This is a genomic window from Candidatus Poribacteria bacterium (assembly GCA_021162805.1).
GTDB lineage: Bacteria > Poribacteria > WGA-4E > B28-G17 > B28-G17 > JAGGXZ01.
Window position 1 is genome coordinate 1 of the sequence record JAGGXZ010000156.1, and the last position, 15,822, is coordinate 15,822.

General features: G+C 52.5%; 14 protein-coding genes. 6 read left to right on the forward strand and 8 right to left on the reverse strand.

Annotation, left to right across the window (positions count from 1 at the left end; genetic code table 11):
• The 5 genes from J7M22_11945 to J7M22_11965 all read left to right on the forward strand — a co-directional run.
• The coding region (locus tag J7M22_11945) for a hypothetical protein (GenBank protein MCD6507318.1) at positions 1-882 on the forward strand (882 nt) is incomplete at its 5' end.
• Entirely contained in the window at positions 872-1,981 is a 1,110-nt protein-coding gene (locus J7M22_11950) for a hypothetical protein (protein MCD6507319.1), read from the forward strand. The genes J7M22_11945 and J7M22_11950, both read left to right, overlap by 11 nt.
• Before the next feature lie 654 nt (positions 1,982-2,635).
• The gene (locus J7M22_11955) at positions 2,636-3,616 is read left to right on the forward strand and encodes a glycosyltransferase family 2 protein (GenBank protein MCD6507320.1); all 981 of its coding nucleotides are present in this window, start codon (positions 2,636-2,638) and stop codon (positions 3,614-3,616) included.
• Entirely contained in the window at positions 3,613-4,701 is a 1,089-nt protein-coding gene (locus J7M22_11960) for a glycosyltransferase (GenBank protein MCD6507321.1), read from the forward strand. The genes J7M22_11955 and J7M22_11960 overlap by 4 nt, the downstream gene beginning before the upstream one ends.
• A complete protein-coding gene (locus tag J7M22_11965) occupies positions 4,613-5,551 on the forward strand; it encodes a flippase-like domain-containing protein (GenBank protein MCD6507322.1) in 939 nt (312 codons plus the stop codon). Before J7M22_11960 ends, J7M22_11965 begins: the two co-directional genes overlap by 89 nt.
• Before the next feature lie 406 nt (positions 5,552-5,957).
• Here J7M22_11965 and J7M22_11970 read toward each other — a convergent pair whose 3' ends face one another.
• The 8 genes from J7M22_11970 to nuoE are packed head-to-tail and all read right to left on the reverse strand — an operon-like array spanning position 5,958 to position 15,141.
• On the reverse strand, positions 5,958-6,929 hold the full coding sequence (locus tag J7M22_11970) for a lysophospholipid acyltransferase family protein (GenBank protein ID MCD6507323.1): 972 nt from the start codon (positions 6,927-6,929) through the stop codon (positions 5,958-5,960).
• Positions 6,926-8,353, reverse strand: coding sequence for a Ni/Fe hydrogenase subunit alpha (locus tag J7M22_11975; GenBank protein ID MCD6507324.1), 1,428 nt, complete (start codon positions 8,351-8,353; stop codon positions 6,926-6,928). The genes J7M22_11970 and J7M22_11975 overlap by 4 nt, the downstream gene beginning before the upstream one ends.
• A 12-nt stretch (positions 8,354-8,365) precedes the next feature.
• Positions 8,366-8,908, reverse strand: a complete 543-nt coding sequence (locus tag J7M22_11980) for an NADP oxidoreductase (GenBank protein MCD6507325.1) — start codon at positions 8,906-8,908, stop codon at positions 8,366-8,368.
• Entirely contained in the window at positions 8,896-10,617 is a 1,722-nt protein-coding gene (locus J7M22_11985) for a (2Fe-2S)-binding protein (protein ID MCD6507326.1), read from the reverse strand. The genes J7M22_11980 and J7M22_11985 overlap by 13 nt, the downstream gene beginning before the upstream one ends.
• A gap of 9 nt (positions 10,618-10,626) precedes the next feature.
• Positions 10,627-13,710 carry an NADH-quinone oxidoreductase subunit NuoF gene (gene nuoF, locus J7M22_11990; GenBank protein MCD6507327.1) on the reverse strand — a complete coding sequence of 1,028 codons (3,084 nt, stop codon included), beginning with the start codon at positions 13,708-13,710 and terminating at the stop codon, positions 10,627-10,629.
• Positions 13,711-13,724: 14 nt separating this feature from the next.
• A complete protein-coding gene (locus tag J7M22_11995) occupies positions 13,725-14,123 on the reverse strand; it encodes a (2Fe-2S) ferredoxin domain-containing protein (GenBank protein ID MCD6507328.1) in 399 nt (132 codons plus the stop codon).
• Positions 14,116-14,646, reverse strand: coding sequence for a hypothetical protein (locus tag J7M22_12000; GenBank protein MCD6507329.1), 531 nt, complete (start codon positions 14,644-14,646; stop codon positions 14,116-14,118). The genes J7M22_11995 and J7M22_12000 overlap by 8 nt, the downstream gene beginning before the upstream one ends.
• Positions 14,647-14,655: 9 nt before the next feature.
• Positions 14,656-15,141 carry an NADH-quinone oxidoreductase subunit NuoE gene (nuoE, locus tag J7M22_12005; protein ID MCD6507330.1) on the reverse strand — a complete coding sequence of 162 codons (486 nt, stop codon included), beginning with the start codon at positions 15,139-15,141 and terminating at the stop codon, positions 14,656-14,658.
• 356 nt (positions 15,142-15,497) lie between these two features.
• Between nuoE and J7M22_12010 the strand changes: the two genes are divergently transcribed.
• On the forward strand, positions 15,498-15,822 hold a 325-nt coding region (locus tag J7M22_12010; protein ID MCD6507331.1), incomplete at its 3' end, for a hypothetical protein.

Consider the following 15,822-nt stretch of genomic DNA (forward strand, 5'->3'; position numbering starts at 1 on the left):
ATCCACAGGGCGAGGAGGAAAGTTAAGGAGAAGGTTCTCAGGAGGCTGAGGTGTGTAGTGATCCTTCCCTGGAGGGAAATTGTGAAGGTGATGGGGGGTGTTGTGATGAAGATGACGACGAAGATAGTGATAATAGGATCAGTGTTGATGATAGCGGTAGGGACAAGTATATGGATGGTTCATCACGGTGGCAAGGAACATACATCTATAAGGGAGGTGAAGGAAGGAAGAGACGCAGGAGATGAAATTTCTTCACAAAGATCGCTCTCCGGTGGAAGAAGTCAGATTGTTGAAAACTACCCTAAAGAAGAGAGGAGCCCAATCTCTAAAGAGAAATTCCCGGAAACATCTTTGAAGTCTCTAGGTGAGGAACAGGCTCTTCTTGAACCTTCAAGACCAAGCTCTGAAGAGGAGAAAATAAGATCCCAAGTTTACGAAGAATACCAGGAGGTCATAGAGAAGATTGAAAATGCCATATCAGAGGTGGATCAGCTATTGCCAAGGTTGAAGGAGCTTGATATGGAAATCTTATCTTATGGCGGTCCTGAATCAGCGCCTCAATACCTGGTGAAACAATACGAAGAATATAGGATAAAAGCCGATAAGCTTCATGCTTTGCTTTGGGATGAGGAATTTGTTTCTCTCTTTGGAGGATGGCCTCGGTCTGAAAGCGTGGTGATGGAGTTGCACGAATACTTATCTGATGTTCCATGGTATTTAAGCCCCCGCATAGATGAGATGAAGGAGTTAGTTCGGAATAGCCCTGGTGCAAGGAGAAGTTTCATAGAAGCATATGAAAGAATTCTCAGGGAATATCCGAATACGGAACTTCCAGAGAGTATTAAGGATGTGTTAAGGGAAGCATATAGACATGAGCAGTAATCGGAATATAAGGATAATAGCAGTTATACTTATCATTGTTTCCGCTGGTATCCCTTTAATGTTAGAGGAAGGAGAATCGGATTCTGAAATCCGAAAGAGAGATCAAGCGGAATTCAAGGTAAAGGAGATAGTGGAAGCTTTGAATTTCGCGAGGAGGACGATAGAGGACGGAGAGATAAGGATAATCCTTTGGAGATCGCCGAGATCGAGCATGTCAGAAGAGGAAGCGAGAAGAGCGGTTGAAAAAAAGCGAAAGTATTGGAGCAAAGTGTTGGAGAATTCCAAAGGAGAATTAAGGAAGAACGCTGAGATGGCTATAAAATCCTTGGATAGTTACTTCAAGTTTCTCACAAAGGGTTTTCCTCTTTATGAAGAAAGGAACATAGTCTTTAAGGTGGACGAGGAAGTAAACGATGGTGATCTTCCGAATGCTTATCGCGTGAGGATACATTCCATAGATAGGCGCAGCTATGATTACCCTCCTTGGTTTGTGGAATCTCTCTACATTAAAGACACGGTCGTCGGTTATGAACATACCGCCTATCTTTGGGCAAGCTTCAGAGAAAATAGAGGGTTCGTGGAAAGAGCTCATCCTACAGACACGGATATACCGTATCATCTTATAGGACGTATGCTGCACAAGGTGGATATAGAACAGGTCAAAGATATCAGGAGATCTTCTTTGAACAGGCAAAAGCTGCTTCTAATGGAGTTAGCCCCCAAAAGATCAAAACGGAGAAAACCATTTGACATTGGTCCAAAGGAAATGGAAAGAGCTTGGATCGCCCCTGAAAAGGGATTTTCAGTTGTTCGTCTCGAACGTTATATCAAACTTGGTCCTTGGAAAAGGTTAAGAGGCGTTATCTCATGTGAGGATTTCAGGAAATATCCTGGTGGAATATGGTATCCAACCAAAGTTGAAGGGGTTACATATAACCCTCTCACAGAGCAGGAAGTGAGTCGGTTTTCCATTTTGGTGGAAGAGGCGGACTTTAACCTTGGAATACCAGTTCAGTTCTTTGATTTTACCATGAGAGATTTCATCCGGTTGGGAATTTCATTAACCAGTTGGTATGGCCAAAAGATTTCACCGTATTGATTAAATAAACAAAAACCGGACAAAAGGAGGAGAGGAAAATGAGCTACAGTAAGATTTTAGCCTTTCTGGTGGTCGGATCTATATTAGCATTTAGCTTCTTGGGATTATGGTTACAAGGAGCGAGAGCAGGTGATGTCACCAATTGCCAGGCAAGATCCGTGGATTGTAGACACCCATCTCAACCTTCTAACTGCGACGCTAGTTGCAATGTTTACTGTGACGACAAGGTAGTGTGTGATGGGCAATCAGGTGCTTGTGAGGACGCAGGCTACAAAACCTACAAAAATGGATACGAAGGGCTATTCCCAAGGTGTAACAAGAGACGATGTGATTGCACTGGTTGGGGAGGCACCTGTATCGATATGGGAGTAAGTGGGTATGACTACAGCATAATCTGCTGTGAGATACGAGAGACCAGCTGTTAGAGTGAAACTCCCTATCCTCGGGCAAGGCTTCTTGAGAGCAGGTGTGCCTAAGCGAACTTCAGCTCGCTTAGACTACACCTACCCTTTAAAATGGAGCTACTTCGCGACGATTTCAGGAAAGAGAGAAAAACAATCGCTAAGTCTAGATACCATCATCGGCGCATCCTAGCTAGTCGTTGACCGAAGCCAACCGATAAGACATACTCGCTAATTAAGATATGAAGAGCTGATGGTAATGAAAGAACTCTTTGTCTCAATTGTTATACCCGTATTTAATGAACGCGACTCCCTGGAACCTCTCATGGCACGGATAAACCATGTGTTGAAAGAGATGAAAGTTAATTACGAGGTTCTCTTCGTGGATGACGGAAGCACCGATGGTTCATTTGAAGTGCTTTGTAAGTTACGTGAGAGAAATCCAGGGGTTGGGATCATTCAGCTTCGAAGGAATTTCGGCAAATCGGCGGCTTTATCGGCGGGGTTTTGGGCAGCTCAAGCTCCGGTGATAGTCACTATGGACGCCGATCTTCAAGACAGACCTGAGGAAATCCCGAAGCTCCTCGCAAAGTTAGAAGAGGGATATGACATGGTCCTCGGATGGAGGAAAAATCGAAGGGATAAGATCTTCAAAAGATGGTCCTCGAAAGTGTTTAACAGCGTGGTTTCGGCTCTAAGTGGAGTTAAACTTCATGATATGAACACAGGGTTAAAGGCTATGAGAAGAGAAGTTGCCCAGGAGCTCACCCTTTATGGTGAGCTCCACAGATTCCTCCCCGTTCTAGCTCAGTGGGAAGGGTTCAAAGTGACGGAGGTAGAAGTTAAACATTCGCCGAGAATTTACGGACGATCAAAGTATGGCATAGGGAAGCTTATAAGAAGTGCCCTGGACTTCCTCACTGTGCTTCTTCACACCCGCTATTCACGCCGCCCTCTTCACTTCTTCGGTGGAATAGGATTGGCGATAGGCAGCGCTGGAATAGGAATCTGTCTGTATCTGTTATCGCTCCGCCTCCTTTACGGATCTATACTTCACCGTTATCCTCTCTTAATCGGCGGGGTGATGCTAGCGATAGTCGGGATGCAAATGATATCGATCGGACTTTTGGGCGAGATGATTATCAGGGAAAGGCGCCCCATTATCCCACCTATTCGCAAAACATTTCCTCCAAACCAAAATGCCTTTGCAAAGCCGAGTCAAAGGCAACCATGAGAAACCGTTATCCTTTCGTTTCAATCATCATACCAACCTTCAACTCCGGACGTTATCTAAGAAGATGTCTTAATTCCCTGCTTGCTTTGGATTACCCGAAATATGAGGTGATAGTCGTTGATGAAGGTTCAACGGATGAGACGCTGAAGATCGCTTGCTCTTTCCCGGTTCGGGTGCTCAGGAAGAGAAAGAAAAATCCCGCTGCATCCAGAAATCTGGCAGCTTCGATGGCGAAAGGGGATATTCTGGTTTTTCTTGACTCAGATTGTGAGGTCAATCCATCATGGCTGTCGTCCCTCGTTAAGGTGTTCCTCGATGGAAATGGAAAAGTTGGCATCGCCGGAGGACCGGATATAGCTCCTTCAGATCAATCCCTCTGGGGACGGTGTGTGGACTACGCTGTGACTTCCTTCGTGGGCACGGGAGGTGTTCGAAGAGGTGGAAGATGGCGACTTGCACCTTATTATCCGCGCGGCTGCAACATGGCAATCCCACGCTTCGTTTTCCAAGAAGTTGAAGGATTCGATGAAAGCTTTGACTTAGGCGAAGACACCGAGATAGCTTACCGTATCCATCGGAAGGGATATGAGATTAAATACGTTCCTGATGCTATTGTAGCTCATTGGCGTCGCGAAGGATTAAAGGCTTTTCTCACGCAAATTTGGGGTAGGGGGGTTAGTCGAGTAGCACTGGGACACAAACACCGCAGCTTGAACTGTTTAGCATATAAGATACCCTCGATTCTGTTGATAATTTTCTTGGCACTCGCTTTGGCAAGCCTGGTATCCGAAAGCGCTAGAAGGATCTTAATAACCCTAAGCATCTCGTATACTGGGGTATTAGTAGCCTCCGGGATTGATGGGGCTATTCGATTAAAGGGCGCTGGGGCGATATTTCTGATCCCAGTTATCATCACACTCCAACACTTCACCTATGGCCTTGCTTATCTCACCGCTATTCTAAAACCTTTGTTTCGAATGTTCAAAGAAACGGAAAATGAAGGGAATTATCATCGTTCTAAAACAAGCAGCGGGATACCTAATAGGAATCATCATCCTCGCTCTTCTCATAAGAAAAACGGGTGAAGGTTATTCGGAAATACGTTCATTAGTCGAACACGCGGACTATTTAGGTTTGATCGGTTCAACTTTCCTCCTTATAGGAGCTCTAATACTTCATGGATTGGGGTGGAAGTTAACGATAGAACTTGTGGGGTCAAGAATACAAATGAAAAAAGCTGTTATGATCTGGATCGTTTCTCAGATAATGCGATATTTACCCGGAAAACTTTGGATGCCTTTATGCAAGCTGTATTTGACTCAGAGGGCGGGAGTGCCTAGAAATCCGACTCTTATCGGCATAACTTTAGAATTTTCTTACCTTATCGCCTCAGGTTTAACCATCGGTGCCTGTAGTCCTTTGGGAATAAAGATCCTCTCACATTTTACATCTCTCCCTTACTTATTTTGGACCCTGCCACTTGCTTTATTACTCCTTCCACTTCTAGCGAAGAAGGTGTTTGAAGCATTTCTTTACTCCAAAGACCTCAGGCTACTCGCCGATATAAAAGCAGGAAGTTTAATAGTTCTTTTTGGCTTTTTTCTGATGCTTTGGGCTGTTCAAGGAATAGCGTTCTACTTCTTCGCTAACGCTTTATTAACCGCCGGATCGGTAGGGGTCACCTTATCAATTCCAGTTTACTCTCTATCTTGTGTGATGGGAACTCTCAGCTTCATAGCTCCGGCAGGGTTGGGAATTAGAGAAGGAATTTTAACTATCCTCCTTTCCTCCTTTATCCCGGTATCATCAGCCGCGTCCATCTCTATAGCTACTAGGATCTGGAGCATAGGGACAGAAACGATCTGTGCTGCTTTCGCATTAATTGGCATCCTTTCCTTTTTAGCGGGCAGGGAAAAGAGGATACAAGGTGCATGACTATGTCACCATTACTTTCCCGGTTAAAGATCGGGCAATCTGAGCGGCAATCGACTGAAGGAGCAGGGGCGGATCGGAGTGACGCCGGTGAGCGAGTATAAATACGGACATAACCTCTCAGAGGACGAGATCAAACTCACCCTGCCACGCAGCAGCTACGATCCACTCAAGGACAACCTGGACTTTGAAGTGAGGAGAAAACCTTAAGAATACACCCCAATAAGAGAGGTGTCCAAAAAATGGGGTTCCCTACACTTCCCGAATCACCTCCCTATTCTTAATCTCCCCTCTTCTCTCCTTTACCAACTCATGCTCAGAAGCAGTTCTACTCCCTTCTCATTCCTAGCAGAGAAGCACCTCCATCCATCCCCTCCAAACCGCCTACCGAATCTATACCATCCAGGAGCTATTGGTCCATGGATACCTCCCTTCTCTTTTTTCTTCTTTCAATCCATCTGGGGTCCGGTTTGGTCTTCCATCGATTATGCACCCATAGCCATTGATCCGGATACCTGCATATGAGCTCCTCGAGCATCCTCATCAACCGTTCGGTGTTAGCCCTTACGTCCTTCTCCATATCGCCTGAGAGCTTAAGATCGATCGGCTCGGATACGGTGATGATGTGGGTATCGTCGGGCTGGCGGATATCGGCGGAGATATGCAGGGCAGCTCCGGTCTTTATGGCAAAAGCCACCGGACCGCGGGCACAGGAGGCGAGTTGGCCGAAGAACTCCACGAAAACCCCCTCCCGTCCGGCGTTCTGATCGGCCAGCAGCCCTACCACGTAGTTCTCCCTGAGCTTCCTGAGCACATGTCTGGCCGCCCCCCGTTTGGGGATGATCTCAAGGCCGAATATCCCTCTGTGCGACTCCACAAGCTCGTCCAGCTCGGGGTTCTTCAACGGGAAAACCACCACGGCCTTCCTGGTCAGCGTCGCCCCGTAGAAAGGCGCCAAAAGCTCCCAGTTGCCCATGTGGGGAATGAAGAGTATCACACCCCTTCCCTTCTCCAGCGATCGATACAGATGTTCCATACCCGACGGCCGGATCTTGAGATAAATCCTCTCACCCATCAGAAGGGGGATTCTCAGGAATTCGACCAGGGTTTTGCCCAGATTGATAAAGCTCTTTCGAACGATCGAATCGACCGTTGATGAGGGATGACGCCGTTTTATCAGAGGCATAGCGCGCGAGACGTTCCGCTCGGCGATCTTTCGGCGCGACCTGACGATGTGGTAGGCTAGAAGACCCAATCGAGCGCCGAAGGCCATCGCCTCGGCCTCTGACATCTTCAAAACGATCGATTTGAGGGATCGAACGAGGAGGTATGAAAAGGAGGGCAGGCGTTTCGCCCGGAACGCCTGCCCCTTGCGGGTCATGACTTCCTTCTCACCACCGTTTTGAGGAGTTGAGCATCCGCCGTGTAGACCTCAATGAGGATGGGCATCCGTCCGAGGGCGTGAGTTGAACATGAGAGACATGGGTCATAACATCGTATCGCCGCCTCAACGCGGTTGAGCATCCCCTCGGTGAGGTTGTTTCCGTCCACGAAAGCCTTAGCCACCATCTCAACGGAATGGGACATCGCCCAGTTGTTATGCCCCGTGGCGACGATCAGGTTAACCTTCAGCAGCTTTCCGGTCTCATCCGTGACGTAATGATGGAAGAGCGTTCCGCGCGGCGCCTCTATCACGCCCACGCCCTCACCCGTTATCTCCGTTGACTCGGCTCGGATATCCGTGGACAGCACATCGGGGTCCTCAAGTATCTCCCTCGCCCTTTCAAGGGCGTAGAGGACCTCGATGAGCCTGGCATAATGGTAGTACAGCGATTGGGTGACCGGCCTGCCGCCGTTGAGCGATCTGAAGAGCTCGAACTCCTTCTGCGCCTCGGGCGTGGAGATCCTATCGGCGGCGTTCAACCTGCCCAGCGGCCCCACCCTGTAAACCCCATCGGGCCATCCAAGCTTTTTGTAGAAGGGGAACTTCAGATATGTCCAGTCCTCGACGTGTTCGGCGATGTAGTCGAGGTAATCCCTCCCGTCGAACTGTTCCAGCCTGTTGCCGTCCTTATCGACAAGCCTCACCTGACCGTCATACAGCTCCAAGGCGTCATCCCTGACCAGCCCCATATATCCGGAATCGAAGTTGGCGAATTTGTCCACAAAATCTGCGTTTTTCTCGAGCCATCCCTTGGCGATCTCGATCCCCTCATGCGCATAGGAGATCATCTCATCTATCTGGCTCAGCATCTGATCCCTTTCATTGACCCTCAACGCCCTGTTGACGCCTCCCGGGACGGCGAAGATGGGATGGATCCGTTTCTCCCCGAGGATACGGATGATCTCCTGACCGAACTTCCGGAGTTTAATAGCCTTCAGGCCCAGATCGGGGTTTTTCTGTATGATCCCGATGACGTTTCGTATCTTCGGATCGGCGTCGAAGCCGAACAACAGATCGGGCGCGGCGAGGTGGAAGAAGTGCATCGAGTGCGACTGTATCACCTGGCCCATGTGCATCAGCTCGCGAAGCAGTTGAGCGGGTCTGGGAGGTTGGACGCCTATTATCTCATCGCACGCCTTGGCCGATGCGAGATGATGCGATACGGGACATATGCCGCAGATGCGCGGGGTTATCTGGGGCATCTCGAAGAACATGCGTCCCTCGCTGAACTTCTCGAATCCCCTGAACTGATCCACGTGGAAGTAGGCCCTGTCGACCTTGCCCTCATCGTCCAGGTGTATCGTCACCCTTGCGTGGCCCTCTATCCTGGTTATGGGTTCTATGGTAACTTTGAAGCCCATGGTCCCTCCTCCTCAGTCATATCTCAAGTTCTCGCCCGCCAGCACGGGCGTTCTGCCTTCGATGAGCTCCTTGAGGACGAAATAGATCGCGTCGGCGGAGGGGGGACAACCGGGCAGGTGCACGTCCACATCGACGACCTGATTGACCGGCTTGATCTTCTCCAGCAATTTCCCGAGCTCGTCGGAGGAGGGCACTATCCCGTCCTGCGTACTTTCCGTCTCGATATAACCGCGCCTTAAAACCTCATCCACGTCGAAAAGGTTCCTCATGGCGCATATACCCCCGAAGACGGCGCAGTCACCGATCGCTATGAGTATCTTACACCGGCTGCGCATCAGCTTTGCGGCCTCCTCCTGATGTGTGTTGCCCACCGCACCGGTAAGTATTCCGACGTCGACCCCCTCTTCAGGGGGATGTTTGAGATCGGTTATCGGGCTGGAGGTGAACTCCACATAATCCAGCAGTTCAACGAGCCTCTCGTCTATGTCAAGCAGAGACATATGGCATCCCGAACATACCTCTAGCCAGTCGGTTGCGATTTTTATCTTGCCCATCGCGAAAGCCTCCTGCGGATATTTCCGGCTATCTCCTCATCCCTCATCACGCCCTCCGGCGGCTCGACGGCAGCAGTGAGTTTGAGTTCCCTGCCCTCTGTGTTGATATAGGTGCCGCTGCGCTCACACCAGATGGGCGAGGGAAGGATCAGATCGGCCTCCTGGAGGATCGGATCGTAATAGCTCGATATCACCGCCGAGAAGGAGGCGGAGCTCAAAAGCTCGCCCAGGGCCTCGGTGGGAGGCTCGTCGGCCAGCAGAACCAGCACCATCCCATCCGTCGATATGGCTGAGCCTGAGGGGATGCCGACGGCCTCTAATCCTCTGGCGTTTGAACCCTCAACTAAGGAGATCCGCCTGCTTCGCCCCCTCACACGTCGGAAAAGCTCGATCAGGTTGGGATCGGACTGAGGCCCGTAGAGGATCACGGCGTTGGACGCCTGGTTCAACAGCTCCTCCAACCTGGCTCTTTCCTCCGGCTCGATCCTCTCAGAGGCCCTCTCCTCGACCGTCCTTCCGATGGGACCGATGGCGATAAGCTTAGCGCCCTTAAGCGCCGATCTCTTGACGAAGGAACCCGCCACCCTGAATTCCTCATCCAGATCGGCCCCTGTGACGAAGATATAATCGGCCTCATCGATATCCCTCAGTCTGCCCTCTCCTCGCTCGATCGTCGGGGGAGTCAAGGCGAAGGTGTCTGAGCCGAAGATCCCTTTGAAGGCGGACGCCGCCTCGACGGTGGCTCTGGCCGAGATGAGGGCGAGCTTTCGATCGCTTCCCGCTATCCGGTCGGCGATCGTTTCGAACGCCTCATCCCAGCTTATCTCCTGTAAGGTCGAAAGATCTTTCGCCTCTCCAACCTTCATCATAGGTGATGTGATTCGTTCTTTGGATATGTAGAGCGGCTCGAACCTCCCTGCCACGCAGAGCACGCCGCCATTTGGCTCGGCATCCCAATTACCCTCGATCCTGACCGGATGTCCGTCGCGTGAGAGGACCTTGATCCCGCATCCGATGCTGCAGAAGGTGCAGAACGTCTCCGTCTCCTGCAGATCCTTCCGCTTGCCGATATAAGCGCTCTTTTTATCCACGAGAGCCCCTGTGGGACAGACCTGCAGGCACGTGCCGCATGAGGTACAGGAGGATTCGCCGAACGGCGTGTCCAGGTCGGCGATTACCATCGTGTCGGCGCCCCTGTCCTTGACCCCCAGGACGGCGTGTCCTGCCAGCTCCTCGCATGCCCTGATACATCTACGGCAGAGGATGCACCTGTTTTGATCGAATATGAAATAATCCCTGCTCGTATCGACGGGGAGTTTCGGCCAGGCGAAGCTGTATCTGATGTAATCTATCCCGTGCTGGTATGCCAGATCCTGTAGCTCGCAGTCCCCGCTCATCTCGCAGAACATGCAGAAATGGTTTCTCTCGGACAGGATGAGCTCCAGGTTCGATCTTCTGAAGCGGTACAGCCTCTCGTTGTTGGTCTCGATCACCATTCCGTCTTCGGCCGGCGTCGTGCAGGCTGGCATCAGGCCCCTTGCGCCTTCGATCTCGACGACGCACATCCTGCAGGAGCCTCTGTTGGAAAGGCCCTTATAGTGGCAGAGCGTGGGAATGTGAATTCCGTTCTTCTCGCAGACCTCAAGTATGGTGTCGCCGAGTTCCCCTTCAACCTTTCTGCCATCTATCGTAAGTGTTATCTTGGCCATCTTCTCACCTCACTCCCCGACCGGTTCGAGGTCGCATCTGAGGCATCTGCGAGCCTCGTTTTGAGCGATGATCTCGTTTGGAAAACCGAGTTCGACCTCGCGGAAGTCGCTGATTCTCACCTCGGGGGCCAGGATCGACGCCTTAGCCCTCGGTCTTTCAGCGTCCTCCGGGGCCATTTCAAATTCGCCGACCCTTTCGGGACGTTCCATAGGTTTAGCGGGCTCGAGCAGATCCATCCCGCGCAGGTATCTATGGATGGCTTTGGCGACTTTATTGCCCTGGCCGACGGCGGAGACGACGCTGGCCGGCCCCGTCACGGCGTCTCCTATGGCGAAGACCCCCTCCTGGGTGGTGAGGAACGTCCGTCGATCGACCTTGAAGGTGCCGTCCCTCTCCAGCTCTATCCCATCTTCCTCCCGCAGGAAGGAGGTATCGGCCGATTGCCCGATGGTTGGGATCAGAAGATCGACGTCCAACACGAACTCCGCGCCCTCTATCGGGAAGGGCCGTTTGCGCGCCGATGAGTCGAAGGAGGGTCTTCTCCTCTCGTCCTCGAGCTTCATGAGCTGACACCTGATCCCCGTCACCTCTCCATCGCCCAACACCTCGATCGGCGTCACGAGGAAGTGGATTTTAACGCCCTCCTCCTCGGCGGCGCTAACCTCCTCTTTCACAGCCGGCATGTCCTCCCTTCTGCGTCTGTAGAGTATATGCACCTCGGATGCGCCGAGCCTCAGTAGGGATCTTGAGACGTCTATCGCCACGTCCCCTCCTCCGATCACGGCCGCCCGTTTGCCCCTGACGAAGCTCATATCCTCGCCGAGGTTTATCCTCTTGAGGAAATCCACGCCGTGGATGACTCCCTCTTTATCCTCACCCGGTATGTTGAGCTTTCGGCTGCTGTGTGCCCCGATCGCCAGAAGGACGGCGTCATATCGCTCCCTCAGCTCTTTCAGGGACACATCCCTGCCCAGAGCGGTCTCGGTTTTGACGTCTATCTTACCTATCCTCAGGATGGAGTCAATCTCATTTCGAAGGACGTCTTTTGGGAGTCGATATTCCGGTATTCCGACGGCCATCATGCCGCCTAACACCGGCAACGCCTCATATATCGTGACGTTGTATCCGAGTTGGGCCAGTCTCAAGGCGGCGGTGAGACCTCCCGGACCTCCTCCGACGACGGCCACCTTTTCCTCCTTATCCGGCTCTATCTGTTTCGGAGTCCACGGCCTGGATTCGCGGTCGGCCATGAACCGTTTGAGCTGCCTTATGGCGACCGGCTCGTCCAGCTCTCCCCTTCTACAACGGCTCTCACAGAAGGCCGGACATACCCTGCCACAGATGGAGGGGAACGGGTTGGCCTGGCGATGAACCTCCAGCGCCTCGTCGTATTTACCCTCGGCGATCAGGGAGACGTAGACGGGCACGTTCACCTCGGCGGGGCAGGCGTTTCGACATGGGGCGGGCACAAGCGCGGCACAGGTTCCGGCGGGGCAGCGCTTATCTATGATATGTGCGAGATATTCGTCCCTGAAGTAGCGCAACGTGGTCAGGACGGGGCTGGGGGTGAGCTGTCCGAGGGCACAGAGGGAGCCTTCACGCATGGTGTTGGCGATATCCTCGATCATCTCCAGATCCTTCAACCTTCCCTCGCCGCGGGTGATCCTGTTGAGGATCTCGAGCAACTTCTGTCCGCCTATCCGGCATGGAGGGCACTGTCCGCAGGATTCAGCCGTCGCGAACTGGAGGAAGAAGCGCGCCAGCTCCACCATACACGTCGTCTCGTCCACGACGATCATGCCGCCTGAGCCCATCGTCGCGCCGGCGGCCTTGAGCGAGTCGTAATCCACCGGCGTGTTGAGGAACTCCGCCGGCAGACACCCTCCCAGAGGTCCGCCAGTCTGAACGGCCTTGAACTTCCTCCCCTTGGCGATTCCGCCGCCGATGTCGAAGATTATCTCGCCCAGCGTTATGCCCATGGGCACCTCGACCAGGCCGGTGTTGTTCACCCTGCCGGTGAGGGCGAAGACGGCCGTCCCCTTGCTTCTTTCGGTGCCCATGCTAGCGAACCAGTCGGCGCCTCTGAGGATGATCTTGGGAACGGTAGCATAGCTCTTGACGTTGTTGATGTTCGTAGGTTTGCCCCATAACCCCGAGGTGGCCGGGAACGGAGGACGAGGTCTCGGCTCCCCACGTCTCTCCTCGATCGAGGCCAGCAGTGCCGTCTCCTCCCCGCAGACGAAGGCGCCTGCGCCCTCTTTGATCTCGATGTCGAACGAGAAATCCGTGCCCAGGATGTTCTCGCCCAGGAGACCGTACTCCCGTGCCTGTGCGATGGCGATCCTTAACCGTTCGATCGCCAGCGGATATTCGGCTCGACAGTAGATATATCCCTTCTGCGCCCCTATGGCGTATCCGGCTATGAGCATGCCCTCAAGGAGCGAGTGCGGATCGCCCTCGATCAAGGATCTGTCCATGAAGGCTCCGGGATCGCCCTCGTCGGCGTTACAGACGATATACTTGACATCTCCCTTCGCCCTTCGCGTGAACTCCCACTTCAACCCCGTCGGGAATCCGCCTCCGCCGCGTCCCCTCAAACCGGACCGCTTAACCTCCTCGATGACCTCCTCGGGGGTCATCTCGTAAAGCGCCTTGGCCAGCGCCTGATATCCGTCACGGGCGATATACTCCTCTATCCTCTCAGGGTTGATGAAACCGCAGTTTTGGAGTATCACCCGAACCTGATTTTTGTAAAGCGGCATATCGTGATACTGGGGGACACCCTCTCGATCGGCCGGGTCCGTGTAGAGCAGCCGATCAACGGGTTTGCCCTTGATAAGGGTCTCCTCAACTATCTCCGGCACATCTTCGGGCCGAACGTTACAATACAGGAAGTCATGGGGATAGACAGCCACTATCGGCCCCACCTCACACAGCCCCTGACAGCCGGTTATGACGAGCTTGACTTCCCGATCGAGGTGATTTACGCGAAGTTCCTCATTGAACGCCGAGATTACGTTCTGGGAGCCGTTCTCAGAACAGCTCGTCCCCCCGCAGCAAAGCACATATGATCGGTACCGAACTTCAGCCATGGGTTTTTCCTCCCTCAGGTTCTGCTGCCGAATTGTCCGGCCCTTATCGCCTCGGGCCGCATCTGAGCGATCACCCATTCCCTGATGATCCTCCCCTTGACGAGGTGTTCCTCGACAAGTCTGGGAACCCTGTCGGCGGTCATATGCCCGTAGGTTATCCTACCTTCAGGGGTTTCGATGTCCACCAGAGGCTCGTAGGTGCACATCCCGATACATCCGACCATCGTAAGCGTGGCGTCGATGTTGCGTTTTGCGAGCTCATCCGATAAGGCGTCAAACGTCGCCTTCGCCCCTGCGGCTATCCCACAGGTACCCATTCCGACTATGATCTTCACCTTCGATCTCTCCATCAGATCCCTCAAGGCTTTCTCTCGAACTCTTCTGAGGTCTTCCATGCTTTTCAGCTTAGGCATTTTCAACCCCCTGAACGATTCGGGCGAGTCTCTCCTCGCCCCGACTGATAAACTCCGAAAGCCACCTGTGTACCCCCGGGTGACTCAAGGGCACCTCCCCGATCTCCTCTCTGATCCGGAGCGTGCTGAGCTCGAATCTCTCCTCTCCCTTCGACGTGATCACCCTATGCGAGTAGATCAGGTTTCCCCCATCCAGCATCCTTATTATGCCTATGAGGGCTCTGGGGAGGTCCCCCAAGGGGGCGCGGTCTATGTGGCTGTGCTGGAAGGTCGCTATCACGGTCGTTCCCAATCCCTTTCTGGATTCCACCTGGAAGGAGCCGGCGCACGCCTCTGTGGCCGCCGCAAGCGCTTTGAGATCAGGCCTCAGGCGGCGGGATCTCAACCTTCTGCCGTTATCCGAGATGCGTATGGTCAATTTATCGGAGGGGAGATCCTCTATCAAGGACAGCCTGATCCGTGTTGCCCCCGCTTCGATGGAGTTCTGAGCGATATCCAGTATATGCAGGGCCAGCTCCTCCATGACGAAAGGCTAATCCAACGTATCCAGTATCTGGGCCATCCTTTCAGGCGTGAGTCTGCCGACCACGTTTCCGTCTATCATGGCCACGGGCGAAAGGCCACATGAGCCGAGACAGTAGACAACCTCAAAGGTGAGCTTCAGATCCTCAGTGGTTTCACCCGGATTCACGCCCATCTTCTCCCTAATCATGCGCATTATCCGAGGAGCTCCTCTGACATGACAGGCCGTCCCGTCGCAGACCTGGATCAGGTGTCTTCCTCTCGGCATGAGATGAAACTGTGAATAGAAGGTGGCAACGCCGTAGACCCTGTTATATGGAAGCGAAAGCCTCTCAGCGACCCTCTTCAGGACAGGTCGCGGCAGATATCCATACTCCTTCTGCGCCCTCTGGAGGATAGGGATCAATCCCAAACCCTCGCTTTTCGCCTCATCTATCGCCCTATCCAACGGCGCAAGGTCGATCTCTTCGTTCACGTTAGCTATGCTCTGCGCCATACCTCTTGCTCCTTTAAGGGGGAAGTTCACTTTAATAGATTATACCAGTTAAAATCCGAATTTGTCAACGTAGGGGTCAGGACTGGGTGTATGAAAATTTTGTAGGTAAGAGGGGGTAGACAAAGAGGTTGGATGAATATAAAATAACCTCCAAACTCAAAAGAGCTTGGAAGTGAAAAGATGAATAAAGATCTTGGATCACTTATAACACAAATCGGGATGGTTCATAGTTATGGTAACAGATTACAGAGAACCTGAGATCAGCCCATCAGCCTCAGCTCATCTGGCCTTGAATGGGAACCTCCAAATGAGGTACAATACCTCATCAATCCACAAAAGATATAAGGAGGTTCCCGATGAGAGATTATCGGCTAAAAGAGATAGACTTGTCAAGTCGGATTCAACTGGCCCAAAAGATGCAGGATCCCTCAAGACAATGGGGAGAAGTAACGGAGCTATCCAGGAGATACCAGGTATCTAGGAAGTTCCTCTACCAACTGAAGTGGAAGGCCACAGAGGCACTCCAAGAAGCATTGGCTCCAAAAAAGCCGGGGCCCAAAGAGAAGAGGAAAGAATTACATGTGGATCAGACTGTATTGAAGCGATCGATACTCACCCTGGCGACAGCTATTCCAGGGAGCATAAGGGGGATACAGGTCAGCTTGAAGGAGATATTCGGAG